The sequence below is a fragment of the Roseateles sp. genome (assembly GCF_047654785.1).
GTDB lineage: Bacteria > Pseudomonadota > Gammaproteobacteria > Burkholderiales > Burkholderiaceae_C > Pelomonas.
The window spans coordinates 1696174-1711913 of record NZ_JASGKQ010000003.1 but is presented as its reverse complement, the minus strand read 5'-3'; the positions used below and the strand labels follow the sequence as shown (position 1 = coordinate 1711913).

The following is a 15740-nucleotide window of genomic DNA, read 5'->3' as shown; positions in this document are numbered from 1 at the left end:
CTGCTGAAAAATGAAACGCCGCGCAAGACTGAGGGCGCGGCGTCGGGGAGCATTGTAGCCGGCCCACCCGCGCGGGGTCCGTACACTCGCACCGCCGCGCCTGCTGGCGGCGTTTTCCTTGCGCATGTATTCCCGCCGTTTCCTGTTGACCTGCCTGCTGTCGCTGGCCTGCTTCGCGCGCCCGGCGCTGGCGGGCGAGGCGGCGCGCCAGCTCGCCCAGGCGGAAAGCGGCCTGGACACGCCCGAGCTGGTCGCCGCGATCCTCGGCTACACGGTGTGGCCCGGGGCGGCCGACCGCAGCCTGACGCTGTGCGTCAGCCGCACGGCGGCCGAGGCGGGGGCGATCCTGGCGCTGGCGGGCGGCCCCCGCGTGCGCTGGCCGCTGCAGGGCCGCAGCATCGACGCGGATGCCGCGCCGGCCGCGGGCTGCGACATCGTCTATTTCGAGGGCTGGGAGCCGCAGGCTCAGCGCGAGGTGCTGCGCGGGCTGGCCGGGCGGCCGGTGCTGAGCATCGGCCGCGGCCACGAGTTCTGCAGCGACGGCGGGCTGTTCTGCCTGGCGACCGGCGCGGCCGGGCAGCGCTTCGAGGTCAACCTGGACGCGGTGGCGCGCAGCGGGCTGCGCGTGAACCCGCAGGTGCTGCGGCTGGCGCGGCCGCGCGGGGCGGGGCGCTCATGAGCGGTGCGGAGCTGCCGACGCTGGCGGCGCTGTTGCGCCGGGGCCAGTTGCGCGTCGCGTGGGTGACGCTGCTGGCGGTGGGCGCGGTGCTGACGGTGGGCATGCTGATGTCGCTGCGGGGCTCGCAGCTGCGCAGCCTGGACCTGGTGGCGCGCGCGATCGCCTATTCCGGCGAGGCCGCCGTCGTGTTCCGCGACGCGGGCGCGGCCGGCGAGTTGCTGGCCGAGGTGGCCGAGCGCGAGCAGCTGGCCGGCGCGCGCATCGTGCTGGAGGACGGGGCGGAGCTGGCGGCGCGCGAGCGCGGCGGGCGCGCGCCGCTGCTGGAGGGCTGGGTGGAGACGCTGCTGCCGCTGCAGGCCGGCGCCGAGGTGCGCTCCCAGGGGCGCCGGCTGGGGCGGGTGGAGCTGCGCGGCGACGGCGCGCCGCTGATGCGCGCGCTCGCCGGGGCGCTGGCCGTCGTGCTGGCCGGCATGGCGCTGAGCGGCCTGGTGGCGCTGCGCGCGGCGCGCCGGCTGACGTCGCGGCTGGAGGCGCCGCTGCGCGAGCTGGCGGCGCAGTCGCGCGCGATCCACGCCCAGCGCGCCTTCGGCCGGCGCGCCCATGGCGGCGGGGTGCGCGAGATCGCGGCGCTGGCGGACGACTTCAATGCGCTGCTGGACGAGGTGCAGGCGCGCGAGGCGGAGCTGCTGGGCCGCCACGCGGAGCTGCAGTCCGCGCACGACAGCCTGGCGCAGCAGGCCCGCCAGGACGCGCTGACCGGCGTGGCCAGCCGCACCCATTTCCGGCAGTGCCTGCGCGATGCGGTCGAGCGTGCCCGCGGCGGCGGCGCCGGGCTGGGGCTGCTGTTCATCGACGCGGACGGCTTCAAGCGCATCAACGACGAGCATGGCCACGAGGTCGGCGACCGGGTGCTGGTGGCGGTGGCGCAGCGCCTGTCCGCGGCGGTGCGCGAGCACGACCTGGTGGCCCGCCTGGGCGGCGACGAGTTCGTCGTGCTCGTGCAGCCGCTGCGCCACGCCGACGACGCGCGCCGCATGGCGCTGCAGATCGAGCAGGCGGTGGCCGCGCCGGTGCCGCTGGACGGCGCGGCGGTGCTCAGCGTGACGCCCGGCGTCAGCGTGGGCGTGGCCGTCTACCCCGAACATGGCGACAGCGCGGAGGCTCTGCTGCGCGCCGCCGACGATGCGATGTACCGGCGCAAGCGCGCCCCGACACCATGAAGACTTTCCGCCGACGTTTGCTGTTTCCCGCCCTGGCCCTGCTGGCCCTGGGCGCCTGCCGGCAGATGCCGCCGCTGCCGGCCGCCGAGCCGGCGCCCTGGACGCCGGCCCAGGTGCAGGCCTTCCGCGCGCTGGGCTTCGTGTCCACGGGGGAGGACGCCTGGTCGCTGAACCTCGCCACCAGCCTGCTGTTCGACTTCAACGCCGAGCAGCTCAAGCCGGCGCAGCGCGAGCAGCTCGCCCGGGTCGGCCGCGCGCTGGCCGAGGTGGGCGTGCGCGGCCTGCGTATCGAGGGCCACACGGACAACGTCGGCGACGCCGAGTACAACCGCCGCCTGTCCGAGCGCCGGGCCGGCGTCGTCGCACACGTGCTGGCCGGCGCGGGGCTGTCGCCCGAGCACCTGCCCACGCAGGGCTTCGGCAGCGCCAAGCCGATCGCCGACAACGCGACCGAGGCCGGCCGGGCCCAGAACCGCCGCGTCGTGCTGATCGCGCCAGCCTTCTAGCGAGCTCTGCGACAATGCCGGCCGCTGTGCGGACCCGGTCCCCTGGACCGGGTCCGCACTCGCCTTTCTGAACGACTTCAACTCCCCGCGCACCATGGCCCAGTACGTCTTCTCGATGAACCGCGTCAACAAGACGGTTCCCCCCAAGCGCCACATCCTCAAGGACATCTCGCTGAGCTTCTTCCCCGGCGCCAAGATCGGCGTGCTGGGCGTGAACGGCTCCGGCAAGTCCACGCTGCTGAAGATCATGGCCGGCGTGGACAAGGAGTACGAGGGCGAGGCCGTGCCGATGCCCGGCATCAAGATCGGCTACCTGGAGCAGGAGCCCAAGCTCAACCCCGAGCAGACCGTGCGCGAGGCGGTGGAGGAGGGCATCGGCGGCGTGCTGGCCGCGAAGAAGCGGCTGGACGAGGTCTATGCCGCCTACGCCGAGCCGGACGCCGACTTCGACGCGCTGGCCGCCGAGCAGGGCGAGCTGGAGGCCATCATCGCCGCCGCCGGTTCCGAGAACACCGACCTGCAGCTGGAACTCGCCGCCGACGCGCTGAACCTGCCGCCCTGGGACGCCGTCATCGGCGTGCTGTCCGGCGGCGAGAAGCGCCGCGTCGCGCTGTGCCGGCTGCTGCTGTCCAAGCCCGACATGCTGCTGCTGGACGAGCCCACCAACCACCTGGACGCCGAGTCGGTGGAATGGCTGGAGCAGTTCCTGCAGCGCTTCCCGGGCACCGTCGTCGCGATCACCCACGACCGCTACTTCCTCGACAACGCCGCCGAGTGGATCCTGGAGCTGGACCGCGGCCACGGCATCCCGTGGAAGGGCAACTACTCCGACTGGCTGGACCAGAAGGAACGCCGCCTGGAGCAGGAGCAGAAGAGCGAGGACGCCCGCGCCAAGGCGATGAAGGAAGAGCTGAAGTGGGTGCGCTCCAACGCCAAGGGTCGCCAGGCCAAGAGCAAGGCGCGCCTGGCCCGCTTCGAGGAGCTGAGCGACGTCGAGTACCAGCAGCGCAACGTGACGAACGAGATCTTCATCCCCGTCGCGGAGCGCCTGGGCAATGAGGTCATCGAGTTCGAGAACGTCAGCAAGAGCTTCGGCGACCGCGTGCTGATCGACAACCTGAGCTTCAAGGTGCCGGCCGGCGCCATCGTCGGCATCATCGGCCCGAACGGCGCCGGCAAGTCGACGCTGTTCCGCATGCTGCAGGGCGTGGAGCAGCCGGACAGCGGCAACGTCAAGATCGGCAAGACCGCCAAGCTGGCCTTCGTGGACCAGAGCCGCGCCAGCCTGGAGGCCGACAAGACCGTCTGGGAGGACGTCTCCGGCGGCCTGGACAACATCACGGTCGGCAAGTTCGTGATGCCCAGCCGCGCCTACCTCGGCCGCTTCAACTTCAAGGGCAACGACCAGCAGAAGCTGGTGGGCTCGCTGTCCGGCGGCGAGCGCGGCCGCCTGCACCTGGCCAAGACGCTGGCCCAGGGCGGCAACGTGCTGATGTTGGACGAACCGTCCAACGACCTCGACGTCGAAACCCTGCGCGCGCTGGAAGAGGCGCTGCTGGAGTTCGCCGGCTCGGCCATGGTCATCAGCCACGACCGCTGGTTCCTGGACCGCATCTGCACCCACATCCTGGCCTGCGAGGGTGACTCGCAGTGGTTCTTCTACGACGGCAACTTCCACGAGTACGAGGCCGACAAGAAGAAGCGCCTGGGCGAGGAGGGCGCGCGGCCCAAGCGCATGCGCTTCAAGCCGATCAAGTAAGGCGACGACGGGACACAGTTCTTTACCCCGTCCCCAACGACCGCTCACAGGCCCGCTGGAAGATACCCATCACCCCCTTCGTTCCAGGAGACCCGTGATGAAAGCCTTCCAGATCCAGAACCTGTTGCGCGTCGGCACCGTGGCGGCCGCGCTGGCCGTCGCCGGCGTGGCGGCGCATGCCCAGCCGGGCGGCCATGGCGGCCCTGGCCGGGGCGGCCCGTCGGCGATGATGGAGCGCGGCTTCGGGCATGACGCCCGGCTGGACTACATGCTCGACGTCGCCAACGCGAGCGACGCCCAGCGCAGCCAGATCGCCGCGATCTTCAAGGCCGCGCGCCAGGATCTCGCCGGCCAGCGCGACGCCGGCCGCAAGCTGCATGAGCAGATGGCCGCGCTGCTGGCCGCGCCCACCCTCGACGCTGCCGCCATCGAGGCCACGCGCGCGCAGATGAGCGCCCAGCACGACGCCGCCTCCAAGCGCCTGAGCCAGGCCCGCATCGACGCGGCCCGCGTGCTGACGGCCGAGCAGCGCGCCCGGGTCGCCGACGTGATGAAGAAGCGCCAGGCCCGCATGGACGCGCGCCAGAACGCCCGCAAGGACGGCGACCGCAAGGACGCCCGCAAGCACGCCGACCACAAGGGCTGAGGCCTCGCCGGCGCGCCGTTCTGCGATGCTTGCGTCCCGACCTGCCGGCGCGTCCGCGCGCCGGCTCCCGCTGACCCCGCCGATACCCCCGATGAGTGCCCGACTGCTGTTGATCGACGACGACGCCCGCCTGACCGGCATGGTGGGCGACTACCTGCGCGCGGCCGGCTTCGAGGTGAGCACCGCCGGCAGCCTCGCGGCCGCCCGCGACGCGCTCGCCCACGGCCGCTTCGAGCTGATCGTGCTGGACCTGATGCTGCCCGACGGCGACGGGCTGGACTTCTGCCGCTGGCTGCGCGGCGACACGCGCTGGCGCCACCAGCCGGTGCTGATGCTGTCGGCCCGCGGCGAGCCCATGGACCGCATCCTCGGCCTGGAGCTGGGCGCCGACGACTACCTCGCCAAGCCCTTCGAGCCGCGCGAGCTGCAGGCCCGCATCAAGGCCCTGCTGCGCCGGCTGGAGCCCCGCTCCGACGGCGACGAGGTGCTGAGCTTCGGCCGCCTGGAGATCGACCTCGCGGCCCGCGTGGCGCGGCTCGGCGGCAGGATCTGCGACCTCACCAGCCACCAGTTCGACCTGCTCGTCGTGCTGGCGCAAAGCCCCGGCCGCGTGCTGTCGCGCGACCAGATCATGGACGCGCTCAAGGGCCATCCGCTGGAGGCCTTCGACCGCTCCATCGACGTCCACATCTCGCGCATCCGCGCCGTCATCGAGGACGACCCCAAGACCCCCCGCCGCGTGCTGACCGTGCGCGGCGCCGGCTACGTGTTCGCGCGCAAGCAGGATGCGGACGCCGACGTCGCCTGACGGCGGCCGCCCGCAGCACGCGCGATGAAGTCGCTCTACGTCCGCATCTACCTGACGCTGGTGGCGCTGCTGCTGGCGTTCGCGTTCGGCTCGGCCTGGCTGTTCCAGCGCCACATCGAGGAAGAGCGCGGCAACGTCGAGGTGGCCGCCAGCGAGCGGCTGAACGCGATGGCCGAACTGCTGAGGCTGGCGCTGCCGCCGCCCACGGCGCCGCGCGCCGCGCAGGCCGAGGTGTTCGCCGACTGGGCGCAGCGCCTGCGCATGCCGCTGGCGCTGGAGGACACGGACGGCCGGCGCATCGGCGCGACGCCGATGTTCCTGCGCCGGATGGACGACGCGGGCGCCATCATCATCACCGCCAGCCTGGGCGACGGGCGCAGCCTGGAGATGGTGCGCACCGTGCGCCCGCCCGGCCCGCAGGCCGGCGCCGCGCCGGACGCCGGCGGCAGGCCGGGTGCGCGGGCGGCGCGCTCGCCGCGCGCCGATGAAGGCCCCTGGACCGGCCCGTGGCTGCGCCGCCCGGTGTCGCCCGGCGCGCCGGGCGTGTCGACGCTGGCCGTCGTGCTGCTGCTGCTGTTCGTCGGCGTGGCTGCCGGCGCCTACCCGGTGGTGCGCCGGCTGACGCGCCGGCTGGAGGCGCTCAAGCGCGGCGTCGAGCAGTTCGGCGCCGGCCAGCTGGCCCACCGCGTGGACGACAGCGGCCGCGACGAGGTGGCCGCGGTGGCGGCCAGCTTCAACCAGGCCGCCGCGCGCATCGAGACGCTGCTGCGCTCGCACCAGACGCTGCTGGCCAACGCCAGCCATGAGCTGCGCTCGCCGCTGGCGCGGCTGAAGATGGCCTTCGCCATGTTGGACGAGGCCGCGCCCGCCCAGCGCGAACGGCTGGTGCGCGAGATCGACGTCAACATCGCCGAACTGGACACGCTGGTCGAGGAGGTGCTGCTGGCCAGCCGGCTGGAGGCCGGCAGCGCGGTGGACGAAAGCGCGCCGGTGGACCTGCTGGGCCTGGGCGCCGAGGAGGCCGCGCACGCCGGCGCCGCGTTCGAGCCCGGCACGGAGTCCGCCCGCCTGGACGGCCAGGAACGCCTGCTGCGCCGCGCGCTGCGCAACCTGCTGGAGAACGCGCGCCGCTACGGCGGGCCGGACGTGGAGCTGGCGCTGCGCCCGGTGGCCGGCGGCTACGAATACGAGGTGGCCGACCGCGGCGGCGGCGTGCCGGCCGCGCTGCGCGAGCGCATCTTCGAGCCCTTCTACCGCCTGCCCGGCCATGCCGAGATGGCCGGCGGCGTGGGCCTGGGGCTGAGCCTGGTCAAGCAGATCGCCGAGCGCCACGGCGGCAGCGTGCGCTGCCTGGCCCGGGACGGCGGCGGCAGCCGCTTCGTGCTGTTCCTGCCGGCGCGGGGGCGCTGACCGCGCCCGCGCTAGCGGTTCGCGTCGAACACCCGCTTGAGCAGCAGCCCGAGCAGCAGCGCGGCGGCCAGTAGCCCGGCCGTGGCCGCCTGCCAGAAGCCCACGGCGCCGACGCCGTGCGGGCCGAAGGCGAGGACATAGCCGCCGCCGATGCCCAGGCCCCACAGCGCGATGACGTAGATGACCATCGGCAGCGTCGCCACGTGGTAGGCGCGCAGCAGGTGGGCCGCCACCGTCTGCAGCGCGTCGCCGAGGTGGAAGAACCAGACCCACACCAGCAGCGGCAGCGCCGCGGCGGCGGCCTCGGGATTGGCCGTGTAGAGCGCCACGATGGGCTCGCGCGCCAGCGCGACGGCGGCGCCCACCGTGGCCGCCACCAGGGCCGCCAGCACCATCGCATGCCGGCCGACGGTGCGCGCCTCGCGCCGCTCGCCCGCGCCCAGGTGCTGGGCCACCAGCGTCAGCGCGGCCATGGCCAGTGCGAGCGCGATCATGAACATCATCGCCACCAGGTTGACGGCGATCTGGTGCCCGGCCACCGGCGTGGCGCCCAGCCGGGCGATGAAGAAGGCCATGAAGGTGAAGCCGGTCACCTCGACCAGGATGGAGCCGCCCATCGGCAGGCCCAGGCGCACCAGGCCCCAGAGCGCCGCGCCGTCGGGCCGCACCTGCCACAGCGCGGGGATGCGGAAGGGCCGGTAGAAGGCGTCGCGCCGCAGCAGCCACAGCGCCGCCAGCGCCTGCGCGCCCATCGCGATCGCGGTGGCCCAGCCGCAGCCGGCCACGCCCAGCGCCGGCAGCGGGCCCCAGCCGAATACCAGCAGCGCGTTCAGCGGCACCTTGGCGGCCAGCCCGGTGAGCTGCATGGCCATGACGGCCTTGGGCCGGCTCACGGCCGTGGCGAAGCCGCGGAAGGCGCTGAACAGCAGCGCCGCCGGCAGCGCGAAGGCCTCGGGGCGGGTGTAGGCGCGCACCTTGGCGGCCTGGGTGGCGTCGAGCTCGGCGAGCCAGATGAAGGGGTCGGGGAACCACAGCGCCAGGCAGCCCGGGACGCACAGCAGCACGGCCAGCCACTGCGCCTGCACGAAGCTGCGGCCGGCGGCGGGCAGGTCGCCGGCGCCGAACTGCCGCCCGGCGATGGGGCCGATGGCCAGCACCACGCCCATCAGGCCGACGAAGATGGACACATAGGCCGCCGAGCCCACGGCCAGCGCGGCCAGGTCCTGCGGGCCGACGCGGCCCATCATCAGCGTGTCCACCGTGCTGAACATCATCACGGCGAGCTGGCCGACGAGCACCGGCCAGGCCAGCGGCACCAGGCGGCGCACGCTGTCGGCGAAGCGGATCCGGCTCATGGCGAGGCCCTCTCGGCGTAGCGGTTGAAACGCCAGGCCGTGGCCTCGTGCGTGATGCGCGCCCAGACCAGGCGCTTCTCGAACGGGTCCAGCGCCGGCCAGTGCTGGACCTCGTCGAAGCTGCGGCCGCAGCCCTTGCAGACGGGGTCGCCCTGGGCGGTGGAGCAGATGGCGATGCAGGGCGAGTCCGGCGTGGTCTCGTACCAGGCCAGCCAGGCGCCCAGCGCGCGGTCACTCAGCGCGTCGACGCCGATCTCGCTGGCGCGGCGCCAGGCCAGCAGCGCATAGGCCTCGGCGAGCGCGCGCACCTCGGGCGCGGCGCTGATACCGTCCGGCGACGGCGAACGCTCGCGCCACCAGTTGATGGCGGCCTCGAGGTCGGTGACATGGATGCTTTCGGGAGTCAAGCGACCAGCCCCATTGCCGCGCGGACCTCGCGCAGCGTCTTGCGCGCGACGGCGCGGGCGCGCTCGGTGCCCACCTCCAGCGTCCACTGCACCTGGCGCGGGTCCAGCGCCGCGGCGCGTTCGCGCCAGGGCGCCTGTTCGCGCTGGACGGCCTCGATCAGCGGCTGCTTGCAGTCCAGGCAGCCGATGGCCGCGCTGCGGCAGCCGGCGTCGCAGGCGGCGAGGGTGGCGGCGTCGCTGTAGATCCGGTGCAGCGGCCACACCGGGCAGCGCGCCGGGTCGCCCGGGTCGCTGCGGCGCGCGCGCTGCGGGTCGGTGGGCATGGTGCGGATCTTGGCGGCGGTGGCCTCGGGGGCGTCGCGCATCGCGATGGCGTTGTCCGCGCTCTTGCTCATCTTGCGGCCGTCCAGCCCGGGCACGCGGGCGGTCTCGGTCAGCAGCGCCTGCGGCTCGGCGAACACGGGCGCGTTCCCGGCGTAGACGCGGTTGAAGCGCCGCGCCACCTCGCGCGTGACCTCGACGTGGGCGGCCTGGTCCTCGCCCACGGGCACGCCGGCGGGCTTGTAGAGCAGGATGTCGGCTGCCTGCAGCAGCGGGTAGCCGAGGAAGCCGTAGGTGGCCAGTTCCGGGTCGGCGGCCACCTGCTCCCGGTAGCTGGGCATGCGCGCCAGCCAGCTGGACGGCGTGCACATGGCCAGCAGCGTGAACAGCTCGGCGTGCTCGGGCATGCGGCTTTGCAGGAAGAGGGTGCAGCGCTCGGGGTCGATGCCGGCGGCCAGCCAGTCGGTGACCATCTCGTAGACATGGCGCGCCAGCGCCTCGCCGCTGGGGCGCTGCGTGGTCAGCGCATGCCAGTCGGCGACGAAGAAGAAGCCCTCGTGCGTGTCTTGCAGCCGCACCCAGTTCTTCAGGGCGCCGTGGAAGTGGCCGAGGTGCAGGGCGCCGGTGGGACGCATGCCCGACAGGACGCGCGGGCGGGCGGGGGCAGGGATGGACATGGGGCGCGGATTGTCGTCCAAGCCCTCGGCGGTGCCGGATGCCGGGGATTGCAGCCCTAAACTGCCTCCCCATGACGCACCCTGGCTTTCCCGCGCCCGCACCCCGTGCGGCCCCTGCCCCCGCGAGGGGCGTTTTTCATCCGGGGGCGGCCCGGCGATGAAAAGGCTGGTGATCCTGATTTCCGGGCGGGGCTCCAACATGGAGGCCATCGTCCAGGCCTGTGCCGCCGAGGGCTGGCCGGCGACGGTGGCCGCCGTCGTCAGCAACCGGCCCGACGCGGCCGGCCTGGCCTTCGCCGCCGCGCGCGGCATCGCCACCGCGGTCGTCGACCACAAGGCCTACGGCAGCCGCGAGGCCTTCGACGCCGAGCTGGCCCGGGTCGTCGACGGCTTCTCGCCCGACCTGGTCGTGCTGGCCGGCTTCATGCGCATCCTGACGCCCGGCTTCACCGCCCGCTATGCGCGCCGCATGCTCAACATCCACCCGTCGCTGCTGCCCGCGTTCACGGGCCTGCACACCCACGAGCGGGCGCTGGCGATGGGCTGCAAGGTGGCCGGGGTGACGGTGCATTTCGTCACCGCCGAGCTGGACCACGGCGCCATCGTCATGCAGGCCGTGGTGCCGGTGCAGCCGGGCGACGACGCGCAGGCGCTGGCCGCCCGGGTGCTGGCGGCCGAGCACCGCATCTACCCGCAGTCGGTGCGCTGGTGCGTGGAGGACGCGCTGGCCTGGGACGGCGATGCGGTGGTGCACCACCGCGGCGGCGCGCCGCAGCAGCTGCTGCTGGATTGAGCCGGGGCGGCCGGGCTCAGCGGATCAGTCCGGCCAGGATGTTGACCGTGAAGGCCAGCACGCCGGTGTTGAAGACGAAGGCCAGCAGCGCCTGCGCCAGCACCAGGCGGCGCATGGCCCGCGAGCTGACGCCGACGTCCGACGTCTGCGACGTCGCCGCCACCGTGATCGAGAAGTACAGGAAGTCGCCGTAGTCCGGCGGGCCGTCGTCGCCCGGGAACTCCAGCCCATGCGCCGCGCGGCCGTCGCCGTGGTAGAGGCTGGCGTAGGCGATGCCGAACTCCACCGGCAGCAGCAGCCAGGAGCTGCAGACCGTCGCCACCGCGAACAGCAGCTCCCGCGTGCCCGCGGCCTGGCCGCCGCGCGCCGGGGCCAGCTCCAGCGCGATGGCGCCCAGGCTCGCCAGCGCCCCGGCGGCGGCGAGCAGCAGCATCACCGGCAGGCCTTCGGCCAGTTGGCGGGCGCGCTGCTGCAGGTCCGCCGCGCCGCCGCGGCCCAGCATCATCCACAGCGCCAGCGGCAGGTAGATCCACAGCGTGAAGTCCCAGCCCAGCAGCAGCCGCGCCGCCGTCGGCAGTTCGCCCGGCCAGCAGGCCGCCAGCACGCTGCCCGCGACGATGGCCGACAGCAGCCGGGGCCGCAGGCGCAGCTGGGTCCAGAGGTTCATGGGGTGCGGCGGAAGGGGGCCGGGATAATGGGGCGATGCATCCTAATGCCCTGCTGGAGCTGTGCGCCGAGCTGATCGCCGCCGTCAACAAGCTCGACGCGCCGGCCGACGCCACCGTCTCGGCCTTTTTCCGCCACCACAAGCACCTCGGCCAGCGCGAACGCGCCAGCCTGGCCGAGACCGTCTATGCGCTGCTGCGCGAGCGGCTGCGCTTCCAGAACCTGGCGCAGAGCGGCAGCGGCCCGCTGAACCGCCGCCTGGCCATGCTGGCCTGGCGCGGCAGCGACAGCTTCCTCGGCGGCGCGCTCGGCCCCGCCGAGAAGCAGTGGCTGCAGCAGGTCCAGGCCATCGACCCGGCGAGCCTGCAGCCCCGGCTGCGCCACAACCTGCCCGACTGGCTGGCCGAGCCGCTGCTGGCGCGGCTGGGCGAGGCGGAGTTCTGGCGGCTCGCCGGCGTGCTGAACGAGCCGGCGCCGCTGGACCTGCGCGTCAACACGCTCAAGCTCAAGCGCGAGGAGGCGCAGGCACAGCTGCAGGCCGCCGGCATCGCGGCGGCGCCCACGCCGTACTCGCCGCTGGGCCTGCGCATCGACGGCAAGCCGGCCTTGAACAAGCTTGCGGTGTTCACCAGCGGCGGCGTCGAGGTGCAGGACGAGGGCAGTCAGCTGCTGGCGCTGCTGCTCGCGCCGAAGCGCGGCGAGATGGTCGTGGACTTCTGCGCCGGCGCCGGCGGCAAGACGCTGGCGCTGGGCGCGGCGATGCGCAACACCGGCCGGCTCTATGCGTTCGACGTGTCCGGCCACCGGTTGGATGCGCTCAAGCCGCGCCTGGCGCGCAGCGGCCTGTCCAACGTCTACCCGGCGCAGATCGCCCACGAGCGCGACGAGCGCATCAAGCGCCTGGCCGGCAAGATCGACCGCGTGCTGGTGGACGCGCCCTGCTCGGGCCTGGGCACGCTGCGCCGCAACCCGGACCTGAAATGGCGCCAGTCGCCCCAGGCGGTGGCGGAGCTGCAGGCCAAGCAGCGCGCCATCCTGGCCAGCGCCGCGCGCCTGGTGAAGCCGGGCGGCCGGCTGGTGTACGCCACCTGCAGCCTGCTGGAGGCCGAGAACGAGGAGGTCGCCGCGGAGTTCGGCGCTGCCCATCCCGGCTTCAGGCCGCTGCCGGCGGACGAGGCGCTGGCCAAGGCCCAGGTCGAACGGGCCGGCGAACTGGTGGAGAACGGCGCACTGCGGCTGTGGCCCCACCGCCATGCGACGGACGGGTTCTTCGCCGCCGCGTGGGAGCGGGCGGCTTGACGGCGGTCAAAGACCGCGCCGATTGGCACGCTCCCGAGCGCGGACGCGTCCGCAAACCCCTTGTTTTTGCAGTGATTCCCCTACAATTCAGGTTCCTTCGTATGGCCATTGCGGCCGAGGTCCTGGACGCATGAACGACATCCTGAACGCACTGATGAACTGGCTGGCCGATGGCCTGTTGGGCTTCAGCGCTTGGCAATTGGTGGTCTACACGCTGGTCGTGACCCACATCACGATCGCATCGGTGACGATCTTCCTGCATCGCGCACAAGCGCACCGCGCGCTGGACCTCGGGCCCATCCCGTCGCACTTCTTCCGCTTCTGGCTGTGGCTGACCACCGGCATGGTGACCAAGGAATGGGTCGCCATCCACCGCAAGCACCACGCGAAGTGCGAAACCGAGGAAGACCCGCACAGCCCGCAGACCCGCGGCCTGAAGAAGGTGCTGGCCGAGGGCGCCGAGCTGTACCGCGCCGAGGCCAAGAACCAGGAAACCATCGCCAAGTACAGCCGCGGCACGCCCGACGACTGGATCGAGCGCAACCTCTACACCAAGTACAGCTGGCAGGGCGTGGCGCTGATGCTGATCATCAACGTGGCGCTGTTCGGCGTCATCGGTGCCACCATCTGGGCCATCCAGATGGCGTGGATCCCGATCTGGGCCGCCGGCGTCGTCAACGGCATCGGCCACTACTGGGGCTACCGCAACTTCGAGGCGCCCGACGCCTCGACCAACCTGACGCCCTGGACGCTGATCATCGGCGGCGAGGAACTGCACAACAACCACCACACCTACCCGACGTCGGCCAAGTTCTCGGTCAAGCCCTACGAGTTCGACATCGGCTGGATGTACATCCGGGGCCTGGAGATGCTGGGCTGGGCCAAGGTGCGCAAGACGGCGCCCAAGCTGAGCCTGGGCGAGATCAAGCCGGCCGATGCCCGCACGCTGGAGGCGCTGATCGCCAACCGCTACGAGGTCATGGCCACCTATGCCCGCGGCCTGAAGGCGGCCTGCGCGGCCGAGCTCGCCAAGATCAAGGCCGAAGGCGGCCAGCACAGCGAGCGCTTCGCGCAGTTCAAGCAGGCCCAACGCTGGCTGCACCGCGACCAGGAGCGCATCCCCGCCGCCGTCCATGGCGACCTGGCCCATGCGCGCGCCGCCAGCCCGGTCATCGACAAGCTGGTGACCATGCGCGAAGAGCTGCGCCAGATGTGGACGCGCACCAACGTGTCCGCCGAGCAGCTGGTGGCCGACCTGCAGGCCTGGTGCCGCCGCGCCGAGGAAAGCGGCATCGCCGAGCTGCAGGCGTTCTCGATGCGGCTGCGCGCGGCCCACGTCTGAGCGAGGTTTCGGCCAGGTAAAAGGCGCCCCTTGCGGGCGCCTTTTTCATGGGCTGGCCTAGACTTTGGGCAGGTTTCGAGGAGACATGCCATGAAGTACCGCTGGATCGCCCTGGGCCTGCTGGCCGCCGCTGCCGCCGCGCGGGCCGACGTGCAGGTGAATTTCGTCAAGCCCGACACCTTCTCGGACATCAAGGACAACCAGGGCTTCCGCGACCCGTCCGTGCTGAAGGACATCGAGGCGCATCTGGTGGCGCAGGCCGGGAAGCGGTTGCCCGGCCGCGACGTGCGCATCGACGTCACCGACGTCAATCTGGCCGGCGAGGTCGAGCCCGTGGGCCGCAGCGGCCAGTGGCTGCGCGTGATGCGCACCGTGACGCCGCCGTCCATCGAGCTGAACTACGAGGTGCGCGACACCGGCAAGGTCGTGCGGCAGGGCAAGGCCGTGCTGCGCGACATGAACTACCAGGACGGCTTCAACAACTACTTCAGCGGCGAGCCGCTGCGCTACGAGAAGCGCATGATCGACCGCTGGTTCGACACCGAGTTCGGCACGGCCACTGCCGCCGCCGCGTCGGCATCGTCGCCTCGCTGAAGCGGCGAGGCGGACGCCTCCCGGGCGAGGAGATCGCCATGAAAAAACCCGGCGCTTTCGCGCCGGGTTTTCGGGGGAGGCGGGTGCCGGATCAGGCCGAGCGCTTGCTGGCGCGGGTGGTCGTCTGCGAGGCCTTCACGGCTTGCGACGTGGCGGCCTGGAAGTTGGCTTCGGCCATTTCGACGGCCTGCTTGGTGGCCTTCTGCACCGATTCGAACGCGTTGTTCGCGGCGGCCACGGCCGACTTCACCAGCGCGACGGCGTTCTCGCTGCCGGCCGGGGCGTTCTTGGCGGCGTTGTCCACCACGGCGGTGAATTTCTTCTGCACGTCGGCGAACTGGGCTTCGGCGGCCTTGGCCACTTCGGCGCTGGTGCTGGAGGCGATGTCGTAGAGGTGGCGGCTGTAGGAGGCGGCCTTCTCGGCGGACGGCTGCAGCAGCGCGGCCTGCAGGGACAGCAGCTCTTGCGCGTCCTTCACCGACAGCGCGGCGGCGGTGTGGTCGGCGGCTTCGCTCAGCGCCGTCTTGGCGACCTGCAGGTTCAGCTCGACGAGCTTCTCGATGCCTTCGAAGGCCTTGTTCGTCAGGCCGAAGAGGGTTTCGACGTTGGCCTTGTGGGCGGCGAGGATTTGTTCAGCGGTCAGCATGGGGATCTCCGATTCCAGGGTTCAAAACCGTTTGCCGTGCTTTTGCTGCACTGCAACATGATTCGAATGATAGGGGCTGCGCGGCGGAATGCAAGAACTTTTTGTGCACTGCAGCAAAGCCGCGGGCCGCGCCCCGGCGCCGCATGGAAGAATGCCCGCATGACCGACCCGCGCCCGCAACCCGACACCCGCGACGCCTACCCCCGCTTCGTCCCGCTGACGACGCGCTGGATGGACAACGACGTCTACGGCCACCTGAACAACGTCGTCTACTACAGCCTGTTCGACACGGCGGTGAACAGCCTGCTGATCGAGGCCGGCGCGCTGGACATCCACGGCGGCGCGGTGATCGGCCTGGTGGTGGAGACGCACTGCAACTTCTTCGAGTCGCTGGCCTTCCCGCAGCGCATCGAGGCCGGCGTGCGCGTGGCCCGGCAGGGCCGCTCCAGCGTGCGCTACGAGATCGGGCTGTTCGCCGAGGGCGCGCCCGCCTGCGCCGCGCGGGGGCATTTCGTGCATGTCTACGTGGACAGCGCCAGCCGCCGCCCGGTGGCCGAACTGCCCGCCGCCTACCTGCGCGCCCTGCAGGCGCTGACGCGATGAGCGCCGCGC

At 72.4% G+C, this 15740-nt stretch carries 17 protein-coding genes; 12 read left to right on the top strand and 5 right to left on the bottom strand.

From position 1 onward, the window contains the following. Positions 1-145 precede the first annotated feature (145 nt). The 7 genes from QM788_RS16880 (at position 146) to QM788_RS16850 (ending at position 7028) form a co-directional block, all read left to right on the top strand. Positions 146-679: a YfiR family protein gene (locus QM788_RS16880; RefSeq protein ID WP_415662614.1), complete on the top strand. Its 534-nt coding sequence runs from the start codon at positions 146-148 to the stop codon at positions 677-679. Next, positions 676-1899, top strand: a complete 1224-nt coding sequence (locus tag QM788_RS16875; protein WP_415662613.1) for a diguanylate cyclase — start codon at positions 676-678, stop codon at positions 1897-1899. The genes QM788_RS16880 and QM788_RS16875 overlap by 4 nt, the downstream gene beginning before the upstream one ends. After that, positions 1896-2405 (top strand): OmpA family protein, encoded by a 510-nt coding sequence (locus QM788_RS16870; RefSeq protein ID WP_415662612.1) that lies wholly within the window; start codon positions 1896-1898, stop codon positions 2403-2405. Before QM788_RS16875 ends, QM788_RS16870 begins: the two co-directional genes overlap by 4 nt. A 94-nt stretch (positions 2406-2499) precedes the next feature. After that, positions 2500-4164 (top strand): energy-dependent translational throttle protein EttA, encoded by a 1665-nt coding sequence (ettA, locus tag QM788_RS16865; RefSeq protein WP_415662611.1) that lies wholly within the window; start codon positions 2500-2502, stop codon positions 4162-4164. A 97-nt stretch (positions 4165-4261) separates the two neighbouring features. Further along, a complete protein-coding gene (locus tag QM788_RS16860; RefSeq protein WP_415662610.1) occupies positions 4262-4810 on the top strand; it encodes a Spy/CpxP family protein refolding chaperone in 549 nt (182 codons plus the stop codon). 91 nt (positions 4811-4901) lie between these two features. Continuing rightward, positions 4902-5618, top strand: a complete 717-nt coding sequence (locus tag QM788_RS16855) for a response regulator (protein WP_415662609.1) — start codon at positions 4902-4904, stop codon at positions 5616-5618. 24 nt (positions 5619-5642) lie between these two features. Beyond that, entirely contained in the window at positions 5643-7028 is a 1386-nt protein-coding gene (locus tag QM788_RS16850) for an ATP-binding protein (RefSeq protein ID WP_415662608.1), read from the top strand. Positions 7029-7039: 11 nt separating this feature from the next. On the opposite strand, the gene QM788_RS16845 is transcribed toward QM788_RS16850, so the two are convergent. From QM788_RS16845 to trpS, 3 genes are read right to left on the bottom strand one after another with little or no spacing between them, the layout of a single operon-like run. Beyond that, a complete protein-coding gene (locus QM788_RS16845; protein ID WP_415662607.1) occupies positions 7040-8383 on the bottom strand; it encodes an MATE family efflux transporter in 1344 nt (447 codons plus the stop codon). Further along, on the bottom strand, positions 8380-8790 hold the full coding sequence (locus QM788_RS16840; RefSeq protein WP_415662606.1) for a DUF3717 domain-containing protein: 411 nt from the start codon (positions 8788-8790) through the stop codon (positions 8380-8382). Before QM788_RS16840 ends, QM788_RS16845 begins: the two co-directional genes overlap by 4 nt. After that, positions 8787-9788, bottom strand: a complete 1002-nt coding sequence (trpS, locus tag QM788_RS16835; protein WP_415662605.1) for a tryptophan--tRNA ligase — start codon at positions 9786-9788, stop codon at positions 8787-8789. Before trpS ends, QM788_RS16840 begins: the two co-directional genes overlap by 4 nt. A gap of 157 nt (positions 9789-9945) precedes the next feature. Between trpS and purN the strand changes: the two genes are divergently transcribed. Beyond that, complete coding sequence (purN, locus tag QM788_RS16830) at positions 9946-10581, top strand: phosphoribosylglycinamide formyltransferase (protein ID WP_415662604.1); 636 nt, start codon at positions 9946-9948, stop codon at positions 10579-10581. 16 nt (positions 10582-10597) lie between these two features. On the opposite strand, the gene QM788_RS16825 is transcribed toward purN, so the two are convergent. Beyond that, positions 10598-11248: a DUF1345 domain-containing protein gene (locus QM788_RS16825; RefSeq protein WP_415662603.1), complete on the bottom strand. Its 651-nt coding sequence runs from the start codon at positions 11246-11248 to the stop codon at positions 10598-10600. A gap of 35 nt (positions 11249-11283) precedes the next feature. Between QM788_RS16825 and QM788_RS16820 the strand changes: the two genes are divergently transcribed. The 3 genes from QM788_RS16820 (at position 11284) to QM788_RS16810 (ending at position 14482) form a co-directional block, all read left to right on the top strand. After that, complete coding sequence (locus QM788_RS16820) at positions 11284-12546, top strand: RsmB/NOP family class I SAM-dependent RNA methyltransferase (protein ID WP_415662602.1); 1263 nt, start codon at positions 11284-11286, stop codon at positions 12544-12546. A gap of 130 nt (positions 12547-12676) precedes the next feature. Further along, positions 12677-13888, top strand: a complete 1212-nt coding sequence (locus QM788_RS16815) for an acyl-CoA desaturase (RefSeq protein ID WP_415662601.1) — start codon at positions 12677-12679, stop codon at positions 13886-13888. A gap of 90 nt (positions 13889-13978) precedes the next feature. Next, positions 13979-14482, top strand: a complete 504-nt coding sequence (locus QM788_RS16810) for a DUF3016 domain-containing protein (protein ID WP_415662600.1) — start codon at positions 13979-13981, stop codon at positions 14480-14482. Between the two features lie 91 nt (positions 14483-14573). Here QM788_RS16810 and QM788_RS16805 read toward each other — a convergent pair whose 3' ends face one another. Beyond that, positions 14574-15128: a phasin family protein gene (locus QM788_RS16805; RefSeq protein WP_415662599.1), complete on the bottom strand. Its 555-nt coding sequence runs from the start codon at positions 15126-15128 to the stop codon at positions 14574-14576. 159 nt (positions 15129-15287) lie between these two features. Between QM788_RS16805 and QM788_RS16800 the strand changes: the two genes are divergently transcribed. Beyond that, positions 15288-15731 carry an acyl-CoA thioesterase gene (locus tag QM788_RS16800; RefSeq protein WP_415662598.1) on the top strand — a complete coding sequence of 148 codons (444 nt, stop codon included), beginning with the start codon at positions 15288-15290 and terminating at the stop codon, positions 15729-15731. Positions 15732-15740: the final 9 nt, after the last annotated feature.

Bases quoted from the DNA above. Each gene is read 5' to 3' on its own strand.
- QM788_RS16825 (WP_415662603.1), bottom strand. From the start codon at position 11,248: ATGAACCTCTGGACCCAGCTGCGCCTGCGGCCCCGGCTGCTGTCGGCC.
- QM788_RS16850 (WP_415662608.1), top strand. From the start codon at position 5,643: ATGAAGTCGCTCTACGTCCGCATCTACCTGACGCTGGTGGCGCTGCTG.
- QM788_RS16805 (WP_415662599.1), bottom strand. From the start codon at position 15,128: ATGCTGACCGCTGAACAAATCCTCGCCGCCCACAAGGCCAACGTCGAA.
- QM788_RS16815 (WP_415662601.1), top strand. From the start codon at position 12,677: ATGAACGACATCCTGAACGCACTGATGAACTGGCTGGCCGATGGCCTG.
- QM788_RS16860 (WP_415662610.1), top strand. From the start codon at position 4,262: ATGAAAGCCTTCCAGATCCAGAACCTGTTGCGCGTCGGCACCGTGGCG.
- QM788_RS16845 (WP_415662607.1), bottom strand. From the start codon at position 8,383: ATGAGCCGGATCCGCTTCGCCGACAGCGTGCGCCGCCTGGTGCCGCTG.
- QM788_RS16875 (WP_415662613.1), top strand. From the start codon at position 676: ATGAGCGGTGCGGAGCTGCCGACGCTGGCGGCGCTGTTGCGCCGGGGC.
- QM788_RS16800 (WP_415662598.1), top strand. From the start codon at position 15,288: ATGACCGACCCGCGCCCGCAACCCGACACCCGCGACGCCTACCCCCGC.
- QM788_RS16855 (WP_415662609.1), top strand. From the start codon at position 4,902: ATGAGTGCCCGACTGCTGTTGATCGACGACGACGCCCGCCTGACCGGC.
- QM788_RS16820 (WP_415662602.1), top strand. From the start codon at position 11,284: ATGCATCCTAATGCCCTGCTGGAGCTGTGCGCCGAGCTGATCGCCGCC.
- QM788_RS16870 (WP_415662612.1), top strand. From the start codon at position 1,896: ATGAAGACTTTCCGCCGACGTTTGCTGTTTCCCGCCCTGGCCCTGCTG.
- QM788_RS16810 (WP_415662600.1), top strand. From the start codon at position 13,979: ATGAAGTACCGCTGGATCGCCCTGGGCCTGCTGGCCGCCGCTGCCGCC.
- trpS (WP_415662605.1), bottom strand. From the start codon at position 9,788: ATGTCCATCCCTGCCCCCGCCCGCCCGCGCGTCCTGTCGGGCATGCGT.
- purN (WP_415662604.1), top strand. From the start codon at position 9,946: ATGAAAAGGCTGGTGATCCTGATTTCCGGGCGGGGCTCCAACATGGAG.
- ettA (WP_415662611.1), top strand. From the start codon at position 2,500: ATGGCCCAGTACGTCTTCTCGATGAACCGCGTCAACAAGACGGTTCCC.